Source organism: Tersicoccus sp. Bi-70, assembly GCF_001968825.1.
Classification (GTDB): Bacteria; Actinomycetota; Actinomycetes; order Actinomycetales; family Micrococcaceae; genus Tersicoccus.
In genome coordinates this window covers 242223-260733 of record NZ_MIEU01000012.1, presented here as the reverse complement: position 1 = coordinate 260733, position 18511 = coordinate 242223, and the positions used below count along the sequence as shown (strand labels likewise).

Here is an 18511-nt window from a genome sequence, read left to right as displayed (position 1 = left end):
GGCGCGTGTGCCCCGGTGGTCAGTCGCCGCGCTTGCCGAAGACGATCTCGTCCCAGCTGGGCACGCTCGACCGGCGGGCCTTGCCCTTGCCCTGGTCGCCGTCCTGCGGGCGACCCTTCTTCGCCGCCTCGTCGGACTCCTCGGCAGGGGTGCCGGCACTCGTCCCCCGGGCGGCAGCGGACGGGGAACCGGCCGGCCGGTTCTGCTGGCCGGGTCGATCCTGGCCCGACCGATCCTGGCCCGACCGATCCTGGCTGGCTCGGCCCGAGGACGGGCGGCCCAGCGCGGGTCGGGCGCCGGTACCGGTCTGCTCCCCACCGGACGGGGTGCGGGTCTGATCGCCCGCCTCACCGGCGACGGCCTCGACGCCCTCGGACTCCGTGGTCCCGTCGTCGGTCATGACGTCGGCAGGCTCGCCGTCGGATCCGGAGGAGTCGGCGTCACCGGACGGACCGGCACCGGACGCGTTCTCGCTGTGCGGCTCGGCGTCGCCGCCCGTAGCGTCGGCACCGGCCTCGTTGCCGGGAACCGAGCCCCGGTCGAAGCCGAGCAGGTCGTCGACCGAGACGTCCTCGGGGGTGTCGCCGCGCCGGTTGCGTCCACGCAGCAGACCCGAACCCCAGCGGTGCCCCTCGCGCGACGGGGTCGCGATGGAGGTGTCGCCCTCCGCGGTCTCGGCGGTGTCGCCGCCGCGCGGGTCCGGCACCTGCTGGCCGTCCTCGTCGATCGGCAGCCGGGTCTGGTCGTCGTCGGCCGACCCGGAGGCGTCCTGGCCCGGGCGCGGGTGAGCCGCCGGCACCGGCCCCCGGCTGAGCAGCAGGGCCAGCGCGTCGTCGGCCTCCTCGTCGCTGCCGAGGCGCTGGCCGCGGCGGGAGCGCAGCACGTCCAGCAGGTCGGCGGACTCGTCCTCGACCTCGGGCTCGGACTCGACGTCGAAGACGGCGTCGGTCACGGCGGTCAGCCGGCGCGGCGGGATGGGCCCACTGAGCGGCTCGAGCTCGCTGAGCACCTGCGCCCAGCGGTTCGCGTTGGCCAGGTGCTTGCGGGACGGGTCGAACACCCACTGGGCGGGCGGCTGCTCGCCGAGGTCGATCGCCGACTCCTCGGGCAGATCGAATCGGGCGACGACGTCCCAGGATCCGTCCGTGCGACGCCAGGCGTCCCACTGCACGGTGGCCGGGTCGACGGACATGGCGCGCAGGCGCACGGCGACCATGGCGTCCAGCGTCGCCGGCTGATCGCCGAAGGCGGCGCGGTACTCGTCGTGGTGGCTCGGGGAGGCGACCTCCACCTGCCGGGCCTGGCCGGCCAGCCAGTCGCGCTCTGCGCGCACCGGGGCCTCGTACCGACGGATGTGGTCCAGGTCGTAGCCGCTCTCGACGGCGATCTGCTCGGCGCTCGCGCCGGCACGGATCCGCGCCTGGATCTCGCGGGGGGAGAGGGGGACCTTGACGGCGGGGGTCTGGCGGGCCTGACGCCGCGGCACCCGCTGGGTGGCCACACGCAGGGTCTCGTCGATCCGCACCTTGTACATGGCGCCGGCGTCGTCACCGAACAGCAGGTGATCGCCGTCCTCGTGAACGCCCATCAACCGGAGTTCCTGCATCGATCGCCCTCCACGGCATGAGATTGGGACGGCGCCCGCACGCGCGCCCGCCAATGACAATGGCACTAGAACAATGGCACGGAATCGGCCCGGACTCCACTTGGTGGCGCGTCTCGGCGCGCCCCGCCGGTCGCGGGTCGGCGACGGCTTCGCCCACAGCGCAACGGCGATGTCGCGGGCATGAAATCGGGGTCGTCGCGGTTGGAGAACGGCGTACACCTCGCGTGCTGAACGCGGCTACCGAGGCCGTATAGTATCTTTCTTCCCGACCAGGGACCCGCACGAACGACCGGAGCGTGAAGAGACACCAATGGCGACAGATTACGACGCGCCACGCAAGACCGACGACGAAACGAACGAAGACTCCATCGAGGAACTGAAGTCCCGGCGTACCGACAAGCAGTCGGCGGTCGTGGACGAGGACGAGGCGGAGGCGGCCGAGGGGTTCGAACTCCCCGGTGCCGATCTGTCCGGTGAAGAGCTCCTGATCCGGGTGCTGCCCGCTCAGGCTGACGAGTTCACCTGCGGTTCCTGTTTCCTGGTGCGGCACCGCTCGCAGATCTCCCGGCAGAAGGACGGCATGTTCATCTGCAAGGAGTGCGACGCCTGAAGCGCTTTCCCCGGTCCGTGTCCAGCAGCGGCACGGACCGGACGACGCACCACTGCCGTACCGACAGGTACGGCAGTTTTTTTGTGCCCGGATGACCGCCCGAACGGCTCAGTGTGGCTGAGCCCGGCTCAGTCCGCGGCGCGGGAGGCGCCGGTGAGGACGCCGACCAGCCGGCGCGGGTGCCGCGTCGAGGTGATCCAGTACGGGGTGGGATCCGCCGGATCGGTGATGCCGATGGTCACGACCGGATCGACCCAGCCGCGGATGCACTGGTAGGCGCGCGCGTTCAGCTCCATACCGCGCTGCACCCGGGCCTCCTCGTGGCTGAAGCCGGCGACGTCGCCGAGGTAGCGCCGTTCGATCTGCGCGCGGCCGACCTGCAGCACCGTCGGGGTGACGACGATGGTGGCGGCGGAGCGGATCAGTGCGAACACGAGCAGCCCCGCGAGGATGAGGAAGACGACGACGCCGGCCGTCATGTTGATCGGGGCGAACACCACCATCGAGCCGGCGGCGACGCCGATGCACACGAACCAGACCCAGAACGAGGGCCACAGCCGTTCCCGGTAGAGCACGGCGTCCGCTCCGGGCGCGTCCGCCGCGGTCGACGAGGACGACGCCGGGTCGGGGGTCGGCTGGGCGGGATCGGGCGCGGAGCGGGGCATGGCTCCAGCATCCCACCGCGCGCGTGTCCGCAACCAATCCGCGCCTCGCCTCCCGGCGATCACCGGCCCGCCCCCCGGCGATCACCGGCCCGCCCCCGCTGATCGCCGGGACGCCCGGCACGGCTGGTTAGAGTGGGGGACTGTGACCGACGAGAACGCGCCGACCACCGTCCGGGTAGCGGTTCAGCTGCTGGACGAGGGCATCGAACCACCCGCCTACGCCCATCCCGGGGACGCCGGAGCCGACCTGCGCAGCCGGGTCGACCTCGTCCTCGAACCGGGGGAGCGGGCGCTGGTGCCGACCGGGGTGGCCCTCGCGCTGCCCTTCGGCTACGTCGGCCTCGTCCATCCCCGCTCGGGGCTGGCGACGAAGCACGGCATCACCATCGTCAACGCGCCGGGCACCGTCGATGCCGGCTACCGCGGCGAGCTCATGGTGACGCTGTTGAACACGGATCCGCGCGAGGCGTTCACCGTCGCGCGCGGCGATAGGATTGCCCAGCTGGTCATCCAGCGCGTCGACCGCGCCGACTTCGATGTGGTGACCGACCTACCGACCTCGGTCCGCGGCGCCGGAGGCTTCGGCTCCACCGGCGGGTTCGGGACGAAAGGACTGAAGGACGCATGATCTTCGGACGCTCCAAGCGACGCGGCTCCGCCGACCTGCCGATGACCTCGGCCGATCCGGTGGCCCCCGCCGACACGACCGACACCACCGACTCGGACAGCACCGGCTCGATCGGTACCGACTCGGCCAGCACTCCGCCGACGACGGGCACGCCCTCGACCGACGGCTCGGCGACCGGCACGGACACCGCCGCGACGGACACCGCCGCCGAGGACGCCACGCCCGCGTCGAGCCAGACGCCTGAGGTCCCGGCCGACGCCGGCACCGACGGGAGCCCCGAGGAGCCCGCCACCGCACCGGCCCCGGGTCCCGCGGTCGATGTCCTGGATCGGGCCGAGCACGGTCCTCACGACGTCGGTGAGATCACCGATCGCGACGGCTACCTCGACCTCGGCGCCATCATGATCAAGCCGGTGCAGAATGTGATGCTGCGCCTCGAGGTGCAGGAGGCGACCAACCGGGTCCTCGCCGCGATCCTCGACCTCGGCGAGAGCAGCCTGCAGCTGCAGGCGTTCGCCGCTCCGCGCTCCGCCGGTCTGTGGGACGAGATCCGCGCGCAGATCGCCGAGGGCGTCACCGCGCAGTCCGGCCAGGCCCACGAGGTGCGCACCTCCTTCGGCACCGAGCTGCTGGCCGCCGTGCCCACCGTCGCCGGTGCGGACGCGGGTCTGCGCGTCGCCCGCTTCGTCGGCGTCGACGGACCGCGCTGGTTCCTGCGCGGCGTCATCACCGGCGCGGCCGCGACGGACGACGAGCAGGCCGCCGCCATCGAGGCGCTGTTCCGCGACGTCGTCGTGGTCCGCGGCACCGAGGCCATGGCCCCGCGCGACCTGCTCACCCTCTCCATCCCCGGCGTCGAGGACGCCGGCGACACCCCGGAGGGACCCACCCCGGACGGCCCGCCGGAGCGGGGCCCCGAGGTCACCCAGATTGGCTGAGTGGCCCGCCATCGAGACCCCCCACCGGGTCACGCTGACCGGCAGCCTCGAATCGGTGACCATCCAGCCGATCGGCGCGCCCCCGTACTACGAGGCGGTGCTCGACGACGAGGCGGGCCACCGGGTGCACTTGATCTGGCACGGGCAGCGGTTCGTGCCCGGCGTCGACGCCGGCGTCACGCTGCGCGTCGAGGGCACGCTCTCCCAGCAGGCGCACCGTGCGGTCATCTTCGACCCGCACTACGAGATCATCCAGCAGGGAGGCGAGGCGTGAGCGGCCAGCACCTTCCCGGCACGCCGGGCATGCCCGACGAGGGCCCCGAGCCGGGGCGTGTCGAGCACAGCCGCGACGAAGAGAGCCGCGTCGAGCAGAGCCGTCGGGAGGCCCGTGACGCCGAGTCGCGCGCCGGCTCACCCTCGGGTGAGCCGGGTGCCGAACCGACCGGCTTCGCCCGGGTGGCCGCAGGCATGACCGGCAGCGGCCTGAAGACCGACGACGCCGGACGGATCGACGTGCTCGCGGCGATCGGCGGGCCGCGCGGCATCGTCGAGGCCGTGCTGCCGGGCCTGGTGTTCCTCACCGTCTTCACGTTCGCCCGCGCCCTGACCCCGGCGCTGATCAGCGCGATCGCCGTCGCCGTCGTCTTCACGGTGTGGCGGCTGATCGAGCGGCGCCCCGTCGTGCAGGCGCTCTCCGGCCTGGTCGGCGTCGTGATCTGCGCCCTGTTCGCCGACGTCAGCGACCAGCCGCTGAACTACTACGTGCCCGGCTTCTGGACGAACGTGGTGAGCATCGTCGTGCTCGTCGCCTCGGTGTTCGCCCGTTGGCCCCTGGTCGGCCTCGTGTTCGGGCTGCTCCGCAACGAGGGCAACGACTGGCGCCTCGTGCCGGCCCGGGCCCGCGCCTACACCCGTGCGACGTGGTTGCTGATCGCCATGTTCGCCCTGCGGCTGATCGTGCAGTTCCCGCTCTACCTGGCCGGCAACCTCGTGGCGCTCGGCACCACCCGGCTGCTGATGGGAGTGCCGCTCTACGCCTTCACCCTCTGGATGGCGTGGCTGATCTCCCGGCCGGCAGTCAGTCCTCGCCGCGCCCCGCGCTCGACCCGCTGACCTCCGCGGCGGTCGATCCCGTCGTCTCCGTGGCTGCCGTCGACCCGGTCGAGCCCGTCGTCTCACCCGTCGCCGACGTCCCGGTGCCGGACAGGATGGTCCGCAGCTCGTCCTCCGCCTGGATGGTGGTCAGGAAGAACAGCTGGTCCCCGCCCTCGATGACGTCGTCCTGACTCGGCGCGATCGGGATCTCGTCCCGCAGGATGGCCACGGCCGTCGAGTCCTCGGGCCACGCGACGAACGCCATCGTGCGGCCGACCAGCGGCGACTCGTCCGGCACGGTGAACTCGACGAGCGAGGAGACGCCGGCCCGCAGGGTGAGCAGCCGGACGATGTCCCCGACCTCGACGGCCTCCTCGACCATCGCCGTCATCATCCGTGGCGTGCTGACGGCGACGTCGACACCCCAGGCGTCGTCGAACATCCAGTCGTTCTTCGGGTTGTTCACGCGGGCGACCGTCCGGCCGACGCCGAACTCCGACTTCGCGAGCAGCGAGACGACGAGGTTGACCTTGTCGTCACCGGTGGCGGAGACGACGACGTGGGTGTTGGGCAGGTCGGCGTCGGCCAGGGTCGACAGTTCGCACGCGTCCCCGATCAGCCAGCGGGCGCCCCGCAGGCCGGACCGGCCGATCACCTCGGGCTTGCTGTCGATCAGCAGGACGTCGTGGTCGTGGGCCAGCAGCTCGCGGGCGATGGACGATCCCACCGCTCCCGAGCCGACGATGACGACACGCATCGCCATGATCAGTTCACCTCCGTGGCGGGGGCGGCGGACAGGAGCTTGGTGACCTCGTCGGAGCGGTCCACGGGCATCATCACGTGCACGGTGTCGCCCGGCTGGTAGGTGGTGTCCGCCGCGGGGAGCATGCCCTCCCCGAACCGGGTGAGGTAGGCGACGCGCACGCCGGTGAGCCGCTCGACGTCGGCGACCGGGCGGCCGGACCAGGCCTCGTCCAGGTTGACCTGGCTGAGGATCAGCCGGCCGGAGGACTCCCGGAAGTCGCCGGCGATGGCCTGCTCGGGCAGGATCCGGCGGAGAACCTGGTCCGCGGTCCAGCGCACGGTGGCAACGGTGGGGATGCCGAGGCGCTGGTAGATCTCCGCGCGCCCGGAGTCGTAGATGCGGGCCACCACGTGGCGGACATGGAAGGTCTCGCGGGCCACGCGGGTGGCGAGGATGTTGGAGTTGTCGCCGCTGGAGACCGCGGCGAAGGCGTACGCGTTCTCGATGTCGGCGCGCCGGAGGGTGTCCTGGTCGAACCCGATGCCGCTGACCTTGCGGCCGCTGAAGCTGGACCGCAGGCGCCGGAACGCGCGGTCGTCCTGGTCGATGATGGCCACGGAGTGACCGTTGTTGTCCAGGGTGTGGGCCAGGGACAGGCCGACCCGGCCACAACCCATGATGACGAAGTGCGCCACGGACGCTTCTCCCTCGCTTCTGGTCTCGACGGCAGCCGGTGTGGACGATGCCCCCGGCACATCCTACGCAGGCGCACGAGGGCGTCCGGTCACCCGCACGGGTGGGTGGCCGGGCGCGCGTGGCGATGGGTGGGACAAACGTCTAGGTTTGCTCTGTGCTGACGTTCTTCAACGCGATCAAGCGGATCCTGGTCGGCAAGCCGTTCCGCAACGACCGCCTGGGCCACACCCTGCTCCCGAAGCGGATCGCCCTTCCCGTTTTCGCCTCCGATGCCCTCTCCTCGGTGGCCTACGCTCCCGACGAGATCCTGCTCACCCTCGCCCTGGCCGGCGTCGGGGCGGTGACCATATCCCCGTGGGTGGGTCTCGCCGTCGCGCTCGTGATGCTGACCGTGGTCGCCTCGTACCGGCAGAACGTGCACGCCTACCCCTCGGGTGGCGGCGACTACGAGATCGCCAACGAGAACCTGGGCAAGCCCGCGGGTCTGACCGTGGCGTCCGCGCTGCTCGTGGACTACGTGCTCACCGTCGCGGTGTCCATGTCCTCGGCGTCCAACTACCTCGTCACCGCGGTGCCGGCGCTGCACGGGCAGCAGGCCGGGCTGGCCGCGCTCGGCGTCGTCCTGCTCGTGGTGGTGAACCTGCGCGGCATCAAGGAGGCCGGCTCCGCGTTCGCCGTGCCCACCTACGTCTTCATGGTCTCGATCCTCGGCATGTGCGCGGTCGGCATCATCCAGTCCTTCTTCGGCGTGCTGCGGCCGGCCGAGAGCGCGGACTTCCAGATCATCCCCGAGGCCGGACTCGACCAGGGCCTGGTGGGGCTCGCGGGAGCGTTCCTCATCCTGCGGGCCTTCTCCTCGGGCGCTGCGGCCCTGACCGGCGTCGAGGCCATCAGCAACGGCGTGCCGAACTTCGAGCGGCCCAAGTCGAAGAACGCGGCCACCACCCTGCTGCTCCTCGGCGTCATCGCCGTGAGCATGATCGCCGGCATCCTCTTCCTGGCCAGTGCGACGCGCGTGCACATGGCGCAGGATCCGGCGACGCAGTTCCGCCTCAATGGCGCCCCGCTGCCGGACGGCTACATCCAGCACCCGGTGATCAGCCAGCTGGCCGAGGCGGTGTTCTCGGACGGGACCATCCCCTTCTACATCGTCGTCGCCGCCACCGGCCTCATCCTGGTGCTCGCCTCCAACACGGCGTTCAACGGCTTCCCCGTGCTGGCCTCGATCCTGGCCAAGGACGGCTACCTGCCCCGCCAGCTGCGCACCCGCGGGGACCGGCTCGCCTACTCCAACGGCGTGCTCGCCCTCGGTGCGGCCGCGCTCGTGCTGATCCTCGCGTTCAACGCGGACGTCACCCGGCTGATCCAGCTCTACATCGTCGGTGTGTTCGTCTCCTTCACGGCCAGCCAGCTCGGCATGATCCGGCACTGGGGCCGGCAGCTCAAGGTGACCCGGGAGGGCCCCGAACGACGGCGGATCCTGCGCTCGCGCGTGATCAACACGATCGGCCTGACCATGACGGCCACCGTGCTCGTGATCGTGCTGCTCACCAAGTTCATCCACGGGGCGTGGATCGCGCTGCTGGCGATGGGCATCATCTACGCGATCATGTGGAGCATCCACGCCCACTACGTCAACGTGGCGCGGGAGCTGTCCGTCGACGGGTCCCGCGGCGACAAGGCCGCCCGGGCGCTGCCCTCGCGCGTGCACGCCGTCATCCCGGTGGGCCACGTGCGCAAGCCCGTGCTGCGTGCCCTCGCCTTCGCCCGTGCGACCCGACCCTCGACCATCAGCGCCGTCGTCGTCGACGTCGACCGCGAGGAGACGAAGCAGACGATGGAGGACTGGGACCGGCTGCGGATCCCCGTGCCCCTGACCATCCTCGCCTCGCCGTACCGCGACACCACCACGCCCGTGCTCCGCTACATCAAGAGCCTGCGCCGGGACTCCCCGCGGGACCTGATCGTCGTCTACATCCCCGAGTACGTGGTCGGCAAGTGGTGGGAGCAGCTCGTGCACAACCAGACGGCGCTGCGGATCAAGACCCGGCTGCACTTCGAACCGGGCGTCGTCGTCGCCTCCGTCCCGTGGCAGCTGGCCTCCTCGGAGGAGGCCGCCCGCTACCAGGAGATGCTGTGACCGCGGGGGACGTCCGCCCGGACACGGATCCGGCGGCGGGTGCCCCGGCCGAGCTGGAGCTGACCCTCGGGCCCATCGCGCACGGCGGTCACACCGTCGCCCGGCACGAGGGCCGCGTCGTCTTCGTCCGGCACGGCATCCCGGGGGAGCGGGTACGGGTGCGGGTCACCGAGGCCGCCCCCACCGCCTCCTTCTGGCGGGCCGACGTCGTCGCGGTGCTCGACGCCTCCGAGGACCGGCGGGAGCACCCGTGGGCCGAGGCGGACGCGCTCGCCGCCGCCGACGCCGGATCGGTCCCGGTGGGCGGCGCCGAGTTCGGCCACATCGTCCTGTCCCGGCAGCGGGACCTCAAGCGGGAGGTCCTCGCCGAGCAGTTGCGTCGCCTGGCCGGGATGGACGGTGACGAGCTGCCCGCTCTCGCGGTCGAGGCCGTGCCGGACGAGGACCCCGCCGGCCTGCACTGGCGCACCCGCGTCACCTTCGACGTCACCGCCGACGGCCGGGTCGGGATGCACCCGCACCGCAGCGATCTCGTGCTGCCCGTCGCCACCATGCCGCTCGGTGTCCGCGCGGTCGACGCCCTCGGTCTCGCCGGCGTGGACCTGACCGGCGTCGCCCGGATCGAGGTGGCGGTGCCCTCGGGCGATGCCGGTGCGGGTTCCGGCCGGCCGCTGATCACGCTGTTCCCCACGATCAGCGCCGACGACGGCGAGAGCGCCGACAGGGCCGACAGTGCCGACAGCGCCGTCGACGAGGCGGCCCTGCACCGCATCGCGGCGGACGTGCCCGGCGCGTCGGTGTGCTGGCACGACCCGGTGACCCACGAGATCCACGCCCTGCGCGGGGACCCCTGGGTGACCGAGCGCGTGGGGGAGCGCACCTACCGGGTGACCGGGGACGGCTTCTGGCAGGTCCACCGGTCCGCTCCGGACGTGCTGTCCGCGGCCGTGCGGGAGGCGCTCGGCGCAGTCGACGGGCTGACCGTGCAGGACCTCTACGCCGGGGCGGGCCTGTTCAGCGGCCAGCTCGGCGCCGCCGGTGCCGCCGTCACCTCCGTCGAGTCGGCCCACGCCGCCAGCGCCGACGCCGCCGTCAATCTCGCGGACCTGCCCGGGGTCACGGTCCGCCGCGGAGACGTGGCCCGGTACCTCGGCGGCCCCGGCCGCGGCCGCGGTCGACCCTCCCGGAGCGGACGCCGCACCGGCAGGCCCGAACCCGCGGCCGCCGGTCCTGGACCCGCCGACGCCGTCGTCGTCGACCCGCCCCGCGTGGGGCTGGACCGCCGCGTCACCGACCGGCTGATCGCCGCGCCGCCCGCCCGGCTCGCCTACGTCTCCTGCGACCCGGCGTCGTTCGCCCGGGACCTCGGCCGGTTCCGCGCCGCCGGTTGGCGGCTGCACACCCTGCGGGCCTTCGACCTGTACCCGGACACCCATCACCTCGAGTCCTTCGCTCTGCTGTCCCCGTCCGGGCGCTGAGCAACATGCCGGAACGGGTGCGTCCGAACGGCTAGGATGAATCTGCCCGTCGGCCGCGACGCGCACCGAGACGCCGGGGGATCACCTCCGGGGGGACCTCCCGGGGCACGCACGACGGGCAGCGTGGTGGTGCCGGCGCCGCTGGACGGCGGCCGGCCGGGGGGAGACCCCGATCAGGCTTCACCCGTCGCTGAAGACGACGACGGGTCGTGAGTCATCAGACGGTAGCGAGAGGAGCGTCGCTGTGAGCGCAGTCGACAGTTTTGGTTCCAAGGGCGTCCTGGACGTCAAGGGAAAGCAGTACGAGATCTTCCGGCTGAACGCCGTCGAGGGGTCCGAGAAGCTGCCCTACAGCCTCAAGGTGCTGCTGGAGAACCTGCTCCGCACCGAGGACGGCGCGAACATCACCGCCGATCACATCCGGGCCCTGGGCTCCTGGAACCCCGAGGCCGAGCCGGACACGGAGATCCAGTTCACCCCGGCCCGCGTCATCATGCAGGACTTCACCGGCGTCCCCTGCGTCGTCGACCTGGCCACCATGCGTGAGGCCGTCAAGGAGCTCGGCGGCGATGCGAAGCGCGTCAACCCGCTCGCGCCGGCCGAGCTGGTCATCGACCACTCGGTGCAGATCGACGTGTTCGGCACCGGCAACGCCATCGAGCGCAACATGGACATCGAGTACCAGCGCAACGGTGAGCGGTACCAGTTCCTGCGCTGGGGCCAGACCGCGTTCGACGACTTCAAGGTCGTCCCCCCGGGCATGGGCATCGTCCACCAGGTCAACATCGAGCACCTGGCGCGCACGGTCATGACCCGGGAGGTGGATGGCACCCTGCGGGCGTACCCCGACACCTGCGTCGGCACCGACTCGCACACCACCATGGAGAACGGCCTGGGCGTGCTCGGCTGGGGCGTCGGCGGCATCGAGGCGGAGGCGGCCATGCTCGGCCAGCCCATCTCGATGCTCATCCCGCGCGTCGTCGGCTTCAAGCTGACCGGCTCCATCCCGTCCGGTGCCACCGCGACCGACGTCGTGCTGACCATCACCGAGATGCTGCGCAAGCACGGCGTCGTCGGCAAGTTCGTCGAGTTCTACGGCGAGGGTGTCGCCGCGGTGCCGCTGGCCAACCGCGCCACGATCGGCAACATGAGCCCCGAGTTCGGCTCGACCGCCGCGATCTTCCCGATCGACGACGTCACCCTCGAGTACCTGCGCCTGACCGGCCGCTCGGCGGAGAACGTCGACCTGGTCGAGGCGTACACCAAGGAACAGGGCCTCTGGCACGACCCGTCGAAGGAGATCTCCTTCTCCGAGTACCTCGAGCTGGACCTCTCCACGGTCGTCCCGTCCATCTCCGGCCCGAAGCGGCCGCAGGACCGGATCGAGCTGACCAACGCCAAGCCGCAGTTCCGCGAGGACCTGAAGAACTACGTCGAGGACGGCGAGACCGAGCTGCACGGCGTGGACGAGGCCTCGGACGAGTCCTTCCCCGCGTCGGACTCCCCGGCCTACCACGCCAACACCGACGCCGAGGACGCCGCCGCCGCGCCCCGCGAGACCGTCTCCGCGGCCTCCGGTGCCACCGGCCGCTCCTCCAACCCGGTGTCGGTGACCATGGAGGACGGCCGCCAGTTCACGCTGGACCACGGCGCCGTCTCGATCGCCTCGATCACCTCCTGCACGAACACGTCGAACCCGTCGGTCATGATGGCCGCCGCGGTGCTGGCCCGGAACGCGGTCGAGAAGGGCCTGGCCTCCAAGCCGTGGGTCAAGACCTCCGTCGCCCCCGGCTCGAAGGTCGTCACGGACTACTACGAGAAGTCCGGCCTGGTGCCCTACCTGGAGAAGCTCGGCTTCTACATCGTCGGCTACGGCTGCACCACCTGCATCGGCAACTCCGGCCCGCTGGAGTCCGAGATCAGCCAGGCGGTCCAGGACAACGACCTCGCCGTCAGCGCCGTCCTCTCCGGCAACCGCAACTTCGAGGGCCGGATCAACCCGGACGTCAAGATGAACTACCTGGCCTCCCCGCCGCTGGTCATCGCGTATGCCCTGGCCGGCACCATGGACTTCGACTTCGAGAACGACGCGCTCGGCCAGGACGAGAGCGGGGCGGACGTGTTCCTCTCCGACATCTGGCCGGACCCCGCCGAGGTCCAGCACATCATCGACGGCTCGATCGACACCTCGATGTTCGACGAGGAGTACAGCACGATCTTCGACGGTGACGACCGCTGGAAGCAGCTGCCGACGCCCGCCGGCGACACCTTCGCGTGGGACACCGAGTCCACCTACGTGCGCAAGCCCCCGTACTTCGAGGGCATGACGATGGAGACCACGCCGGTCGAGGACATCACCGGGGCGCGCGTGCTGCTCAAGCTCGGCGACTCCGTCACGACCGACCACATCTCCCCGGCCGGCTCCTTCAAGTCCGACACCCCCGCGGGTCGGTACCTCACCGAGCACGGCGTCGAGCGCAAGGACTTCAACTCCTACGGCTCCCGCCGTGGCAACCACGAGGTGATGATCCGCGGCACGTTCGCGAACATCCGGATCAAGAACCAGCTGCTCGACGGCGTCGAGGGCGGGTTCACCCGGGACTTCACCAACGGTGGCGAGCAGGCCGCGGTGTACGACGCGTCGGTGAACTACCAGGCCGCCGGCACCCCGCTGGTCGTCCTGGCCGGCAAGGAGTACGGCTCCGGGTCCTCCCGCGACTGGGCCGCCAAGGGCACCGCGCTGCTCGGCATCAAGGCCGTCATCGCCGAGTCCTACGAGCGGATCCACCGGTCCAACCTGATCGGCATGGGCGTCCTTCCCCTGCAGTTCCCGGCCGGCCAGTCCGCCGACTCGCTGGGCCTGGACGGGACGGAGACCTTCGCCATCACCGGCGTCACCGCGCTGAACGAGGGCACCACGCTGAAGTCGCTCTCGGTCGTGGCGAGCAAGGACGGGGCCGAGGACATCTCCTTCGACGCCGTGCTGCGCATCGACACGCCGGGTGAGGCCGACTACTACCGCAACGGTGGCATCCTGCAGTACGTGCTGCGTCAGATCGCCAAGTGATCGCCGCCTAGACGGGCGACGACGCCGGGAGGGCCCGGGGGAGTGATCCCCCGGGCCCTCCCCTGTACGCCGGGTGGCACGGTGGGACCGCTTCTAGGCGTCGAACACCGTGATGAAGATTCCGTGACGGGGGGCATCTCGCTGGGCGGGCAGGTGCAGCACGACATTCTCGAGGTGTTCGGCCACGGATCTCACCTGAGCGGAAGTGAGCCGCACCGTTCGCAGGAGGGCGAAGGCGTCGCTATCGGCCAGTACGGCCTCGGTCACGGTCTGCAGCATCCCGGTGGTGGCGTCCCGCCCGCGCAGGCACAGAGGAGCGCTGCGGTACAGGATCCCGGTCCCGCCGCGGCCGGTCACCGAGCCGACCCGATCGACGAGGCCGACGCGCTCCAGCACGGCCACGTGATGGGCGATGTTGCCCTTGTTGATCCTCAACTCTCGCGCCAGAGCGCTGACGGTCATCGGCTCACGCAGAGCCAGGGTGATCCGGTGCCGCGTCGAGTGCCGCATCGCTTCACGCTGCTCGATCGTCTCGACGAGGGTACGCAGCTCCGGATTCTCCATGACGAAAGCGTCAAGCCAGTTGGGGCAGCCGTCAAGAGGGCTGGACGGTAGAGGCATGTCCTGTGCCTCACCGTCGACCGGTCCGGCTGCTCACGTGTTCCTCGCGCTGGCCGACCTCGTCGATCAGCACTACGTCCTGAGCGATCGTGCGCGCACCCACGCCGACGCCATCCGCAGTCATGCCGGCGAACTGGCCGGGCACCTGCCGGACATCGACGCCGCCAACACCGCCCTGCGCACTCTCGTGCCCGACCGGCACCTGTGCCTGCGACCGACGCGCCCGAGCGTTGTCCAGGACATCGCAGACACGCCGGACGACGCTCGAGCCGGCGGAATCCACCAGGTCGAGAGCCTCGTCGGCGGCCTCTGCCTCGTCGAGTTCCACCCCGTCTTCCCCGCGCCCGATCGGGCGCTGCCCGCCCTGCGGGCAGCGGCACGGCGCGCGGCCGGGTCCCGCGGGCTGGTGATCGACCTGCGCCGCTGTTTCGGCGGGGACACCGACACGGCCGCCCTCATCCACGGCTGGCTCCTGGGTCCCACACCGATCCACCTCGGGCGGTTCGAGCACCGTGGACACCCGAGTACCGACTACGTGTCCGACCCTGATGTCGGCGCCCATTACGGCGCACCGGTACGCGTCCTCACCTCAGCAGGCACGTTCTCCGGGGGCGAGGACATCGCCTACGTCCAGCAGGCTCTCGGTCGGGCCCGTGTCGTCGGGGAGCAGACGTGCGGCGGAGCCCACCCCGTCGAGCACTTCTCACTCCCGGGGGACCACTCGTGCCAGATACCCGTGGCCCGGAGCGTCATCGAGGCCACCGGAGGCAATTGGGAAGGGATCGGCGTCACCCCCGACACGGTCTGCCCTGCCGACCGAGCCCTCGACCACGCCCGACGCGAACTCGCGGACCTCGACGCAGTGCCACCACGGCACGCGACGATCACAGAGACCGCACCGACCGCGGTCCCGGCTCGATCGCGGCCTGAGTGGTGACGGCCCGCCGTCGGGCCAGCTCCGCGCCCAGCAGCGCGTCCGAGGCCGGTGACGACGTCGGTGGCGAGCATCTGACGAGGCCCGGGACACCGGGCGTCCTGCAGCGGGGAGGAGGTCGCCCGGCGTACAGTGGAGAGTTCGCACGGAAGACGCCGCCGTGCGGGAAGGAGCCGGACCATGGGCCTGCTGGAGACCATTGCCCACCCCCAGGACCTCAGCCGTCTCACCCCGGCCCAGCTGGAGAAGCTGGCCGCCGAGATCCGCGATTTCCTCGTCGCCAACGTCTCCCGCACCGGCGGGCACCTGGGCCCCAACCTCGGGGTCGTCGAGCTGACGCTGGGTCTGCACCGCGTCTTCGACTCGCCGCGGGACAGCATCGTCTTCGACACCGGGCACCAGTCGTACGTGCACAAGCTGGTCACCGGGCGGCAGGACTTCAGCACCCTGCGCCAGGAGGGCGGCCTCTCCGGCTACCCGGAGCGCGCCGAGTCGGTCCACGACATCGTCCAGAGCTCCCACGCCTCCAGTTCCCTGTCCTGGGCGGACGGCATCTCCAAGGCGCGGAAGCTGCGTGGCGAGGACGACCGGTGGACGGTGGTCGTCGTCGGCGACGGCGCCCTCACCGGCGGCATGGCCTGGGAGGCCATCAACAACATCGCCGCGGACCGCGACCGGCGCGTCGTCATCGTCGTCAACGACAACGGCCGCTCCTACGCCCCGACCATCGGCGGCCTCGCCGACCAGCTCGCCGCGCTGCGCGCCGGCATCGACCGCGTCCGCACCGCCCCCGCGTACGAGGGCACGCTCGACTTCTGGAAGGAACGGCTGCAGAACGGCGGCGTCGTCGGGCAGTTCGCCTACAAGAGCCTGCACGCCACCAAGAAGGGCATCAAGGACTGGTGGGCGCCGCAGGGCCTCTTCGAGGATCTCGGCATGAAGTACATCGGGCCCATCGACGGCCACGACCTCGGCGCCGTCGAGGACGCCCTGGGTCAGGCCCGGCGCTACCAGGGGCCGGTCATCGTGCACGCGCTGACCGAGAAGGGACGCGGGTACGCGCCCGCCCGCGCCGACGAGGCGGACCAGTTCCACGCCGTCGGCGTCATCAACCCCGAGACGGGGATGCCGCTGGAGAAGCCCGGCGCCCGCTCCTGGACCTCCGTGTTCAGCGAGGAGATCGCCGCGATCGCCGACGAGCGGGACGACATCGTCGGCATCACCGGGGCCATGACCATCCCGGTCGGCCTGCACACCATGGCCGCTCGCCACCCCGACCGCGTCTTCGACGTCGGCATCGCCGAGCAGCACGCCGTCGCCTCCGCCGCGGGCATGGCCTTCGGTGGGCTGCACCCCGTCGTCTGCCTGTACGCCACCTTCCTCAACCGGGCCTTCGACCAGCTGCTGATGGACGTCGCCCTGCACCGGGCCGGGATAACCCTCGTCCTGGACCGCGCGGGCGTCACCGGCCCCGACGGGCCCTCCCACCACGGCATGTGGGACCTCTCCCTGCTGCAGATCGTGCCCGGCCTGCACCTGGCCGCGCCCCGCGATGCGGACACCCTGCGGGAGGAGCTGCGGGAGGCGGTCGCCATCGACGACGCGCCGTCGGTCGTGCGGTTCTCGAAGGGCTCGGTCGGACCGGCGGTCGCGGCGATCGACCGCACCGGCGACGGCGTCGACATCCTCGCCCGCACTACCCCGAACGGGGACACCGCGGACGACGACGACGAGCCGGGCGGCGGGACCGACCGGGCCGCCGACGTGCTGCTGGTCAGCGTCGGCGCGATGAGCGAGCTGGCGCTGGACGTCAGCCGGCGCCTGGCCGACCAGGGCATCTCCTCGACCGTGATCGACCCGCGCTGGGTGCTGCCCGTCGCGGAGTCCGTGGTCGCGATGGCGGCGCGGCACCGCATCGTCGTCGTGATCGAGGACGGCGTGAAGGCCGGCGGCGTCGGCTCCCGGCTGCGGCAGCACATGCGCGCGGCCGGCGTGGACACCGCCCTGAACGAGGTGGGCCTGCCGGTCGAGTTCCTCGCCCACGGGTCCCGCTCGCAGGTGCTCGCCCGGGTGGGGCTGACCGGGCAGCAGATCGCCCAGGACACCGTCGCCCAGGTGCTCGGCGCGAAGGTGCCCTACGCGCGGCCCCTGCCGGCCGACGCGGACGAGGACCGGACGGCGCAGAGCCGGGAGTCGGACGCGCGCTGACCACGCAACTGCCGACGTCGCGTCGTCGCAGGTGACCCCGGTACCGCCGGTGACCAGGGCGGACCTCGAGGTTCCCTAGACTGGAGCGATGGAACTCCGTCAACTGGGCACGTCCGGCCTGACCGTCTCCGCGGTCGGCCTCGGCTGCAACAACCTCGGCCGGGCCGACACCGCGAGCGAGACCCTCAAGGGCAGTCAGGCGGTGATCGGTGCGGCGCTCGATGCCGGCATCACCCTCTTCGACGTCGCCGACAACTACGGGAAGACGGCCGGCCTGAGCGAGGAGCTGCTCGGCAAGAGCCTGGGCCGGAGACGCGACGAGGCCGTCGTCGCCACCAAGTTCGGCATGGACACCCGCGGCGCCAGCGGGTCGTGGCAGGGAGCCCGCGGCTCCCGCCGGTACATCATGACCGCGGTCGAGAACTCCCTGCGTCGCCTCGGCACCGAGTGGATCGACCTGTACCACTACCACACGCCCGACGGCGTCACCCCGATCGAGGAGACCCTCGAGGCGCTCGACGACCTGGTCCGCGCGGGCAAGGTCCGCTACATCGGGCACTCCAACCGCGCCGGTTGGCAGATCGCCGAGGCCGAGTTCACCGCCCGGATGCGGGGGACCGCGCGCTTCGTCTCCGCCGAGAACGCCTACAACCTGCTGGACCGGCGGGCCGAGCAGGAGGTGATCCCGTCGGCGACCGCGTACGGGATCGGCGTGCTGCCGTACTTCCCGCTCGCCAACGGCCTGCTCACCGGCAAGTACGCGGGCGGCAAGGCCCCGGAGGGCTCCCGCCTGACGCACTCCCGCAGCGGCCTGCTGGACACGACCGACTGGCGGCAGCTGACCCGGTTCTCGGAGTACGCCGCCGCCCGGGACCTCACCGAGGTGGAGGTGGCGTTCTCCTGGCTGGCGTCCCGGCCCGCCGTCGCCAGCGTGATCGCCGGGGCGACCCGCCCGGAGCAGGCGACGACGAACGCGTCCGCCGTCCGGTGGAAGCCGACGGCCGAGGACCTCGCCGAGCTGGACGAGATCTTCCCGCCGGCCGAGAAGGTCGCCCCCTTCTGACGGGGGTCTGGTCACGC

17 protein-coding genes are annotated in these 18511 nt (G+C 71.6%); 11 read left to right on the top strand and 6 right to left on the bottom strand.

Going from position 1 to position 18511, the window contains the following annotated elements:
* Positions 1-19: 19 nt before the first annotated feature.
* Positions 20-1606 carry a septation protein SepH gene (gene sepH, locus BGP79_RS16425; RefSeq protein WP_076695166.1) on the bottom strand — a complete coding sequence of 529 codons (1587 nt, stop codon included), beginning with the start codon at positions 1604-1606 and terminating at the stop codon, positions 20-22.
* Between the two features lie 310 nt (positions 1607-1916).
* Here sepH and BGP79_RS10340 point away from each other — a divergent pair, with 310 nt between their 5' ends.
* A complete protein-coding gene (locus BGP79_RS10340; protein WP_076695164.1) occupies positions 1917-2216 on the top strand; it encodes a DUF4193 domain-containing protein in 300 nt (99 codons plus the stop codon).
* 128 nt (positions 2217-2344) lie between these two features.
* Here the strand turns inward: BGP79_RS10340 and BGP79_RS10335 are convergent, their stop codons facing one another.
* Positions 2345-2881 (bottom strand): DUF3093 domain-containing protein, encoded by a 537-nt coding sequence (locus BGP79_RS10335; RefSeq protein ID WP_083701785.1) that lies wholly within the window; start codon positions 2879-2881, stop codon positions 2345-2347.
* A gap of 142 nt (positions 2882-3023) precedes the next feature.
* Between BGP79_RS10335 and dut the strand changes: the two genes are divergently transcribed.
* Genes dut through BGP79_RS10315 form a run of 4 tightly spaced genes read left to right on the top strand, consistent with a single transcriptional unit; the run spans position 3024 to position 5560 of the window.
* Positions 3024-3509 carry a dUTP diphosphatase gene (dut, locus tag BGP79_RS10330; RefSeq protein WP_076695162.1) on the top strand — a complete coding sequence of 162 codons (486 nt, stop codon included), beginning with the start codon at positions 3024-3026 and terminating at the stop codon, positions 3507-3509.
* On the top strand, positions 3506-4447 hold the full coding sequence (locus BGP79_RS10325) for a DUF3710 domain-containing protein (protein WP_233121387.1): 942 nt from the start codon (positions 3506-3508) through the stop codon (positions 4445-4447). Before dut ends, BGP79_RS10325 begins: the two co-directional genes overlap by 4 nt.
* A complete protein-coding gene (locus BGP79_RS10320; RefSeq protein WP_076695160.1) occupies positions 4440-4721 on the top strand; it encodes an OB-fold nucleic acid binding domain-containing protein in 282 nt (93 codons plus the stop codon). Before BGP79_RS10325 ends, BGP79_RS10320 begins: the two co-directional genes overlap by 8 nt.
* On the top strand, positions 4718-5560 hold the full coding sequence (locus BGP79_RS10315; RefSeq protein ID WP_143588374.1) for a DUF3159 domain-containing protein: 843 nt from the start codon (positions 4718-4720) through the stop codon (positions 5558-5560). The genes BGP79_RS10320 and BGP79_RS10315 overlap by 4 nt, the downstream gene beginning before the upstream one ends.
* Here BGP79_RS10315 and BGP79_RS10310 read toward each other — a convergent pair.
* Positions 5526-6299 (bottom strand): TrkA family potassium uptake protein, encoded by a 774-nt coding sequence (locus BGP79_RS10310; RefSeq protein WP_083701817.1) that lies wholly within the window; start codon positions 6297-6299, stop codon positions 5526-5528. The two genes, BGP79_RS10315 and BGP79_RS10310, sit on opposite strands and share 35 nt — an antisense overlap.
* Before the next feature lie 8 nt (positions 6300-6307).
* Positions 6308-6982, bottom strand: coding sequence for a TrkA family potassium uptake protein (locus tag BGP79_RS10305; protein WP_076695158.1), 675 nt, complete (start codon positions 6980-6982; stop codon positions 6308-6310).
* A gap of 155 nt (positions 6983-7137) precedes the next feature.
* On the opposite strand from BGP79_RS10305, the gene BGP79_RS10300 reads away from it, so the two are divergent.
* From BGP79_RS10300 to BGP79_RS10290, 3 genes are all read left to right on the top strand, one after another.
* Positions 7138-9123, top strand: coding sequence for an APC family permease (locus BGP79_RS10300; protein WP_076695157.1), 1986 nt, complete (start codon positions 7138-7140; stop codon positions 9121-9123).
* Complete coding sequence (locus BGP79_RS10295) at positions 9120-10601, top strand: class I SAM-dependent RNA methyltransferase (RefSeq protein WP_076695155.1); 1482 nt, start codon at positions 9120-9122, stop codon at positions 10599-10601. The genes BGP79_RS10300 and BGP79_RS10295 overlap by 4 nt, the downstream gene beginning before the upstream one ends.
* Before the next feature lie 244 nt (positions 10602-10845).
* A complete protein-coding gene (locus BGP79_RS10290) occupies positions 10846-13668 on the top strand; it encodes an aconitate hydratase (RefSeq protein ID WP_076695153.1) in 2823 nt (940 codons plus the stop codon).
* A 93-nt stretch (positions 13669-13761) separates the two neighbouring features.
* Here BGP79_RS10290 and BGP79_RS10285 read toward each other — a convergent pair whose 3' ends face one another.
* Positions 13762-14289, bottom strand: coding sequence for a winged helix-turn-helix domain-containing protein (locus tag BGP79_RS10285; RefSeq protein WP_083701783.1), 528 nt, complete (start codon positions 14287-14289; stop codon positions 13762-13764).
* A gap of 10 nt (positions 14290-14299) precedes the next feature.
* On the bottom strand, positions 14300-14617 hold the full coding sequence (locus BGP79_RS16955; protein ID WP_233121384.1) for a hypothetical protein: 318 nt from the start codon (positions 14615-14617) through the stop codon (positions 14300-14302).
* Here BGP79_RS16955 and BGP79_RS16950 point away from each other — a divergent pair.
* The 3 genes from BGP79_RS16950 (at position 14498) to BGP79_RS10270 (ending at position 18494) form a co-directional block, all read left to right on the top strand.
* Entirely contained in the window at positions 14498-15226 is a 729-nt protein-coding gene (locus BGP79_RS16950; RefSeq protein WP_255363078.1) for a S41 family peptidase, read from the top strand. The genes BGP79_RS16955 and BGP79_RS16950 overlap by 120 nt on opposite strands.
* Positions 15227-15403: 177 nt before the next feature.
* Positions 15404-17431 carry a 1-deoxy-D-xylulose-5-phosphate synthase gene (gene dxs / locus BGP79_RS10275; RefSeq protein WP_076695147.1) on the top strand — a complete coding sequence of 676 codons (2028 nt, stop codon included), beginning with the start codon at positions 15404-15406 and terminating at the stop codon, positions 17429-17431.
* Between the two features lie 88 nt (positions 17432-17519).
* Positions 17520-18494, top strand: coding sequence for an aldo/keto reductase (locus tag BGP79_RS10270; protein WP_076695145.1), 975 nt, complete (start codon positions 17520-17522; stop codon positions 18492-18494).
* The last annotated feature ends 17 nt before the right edge of the window (positions 18495-18511 follow it).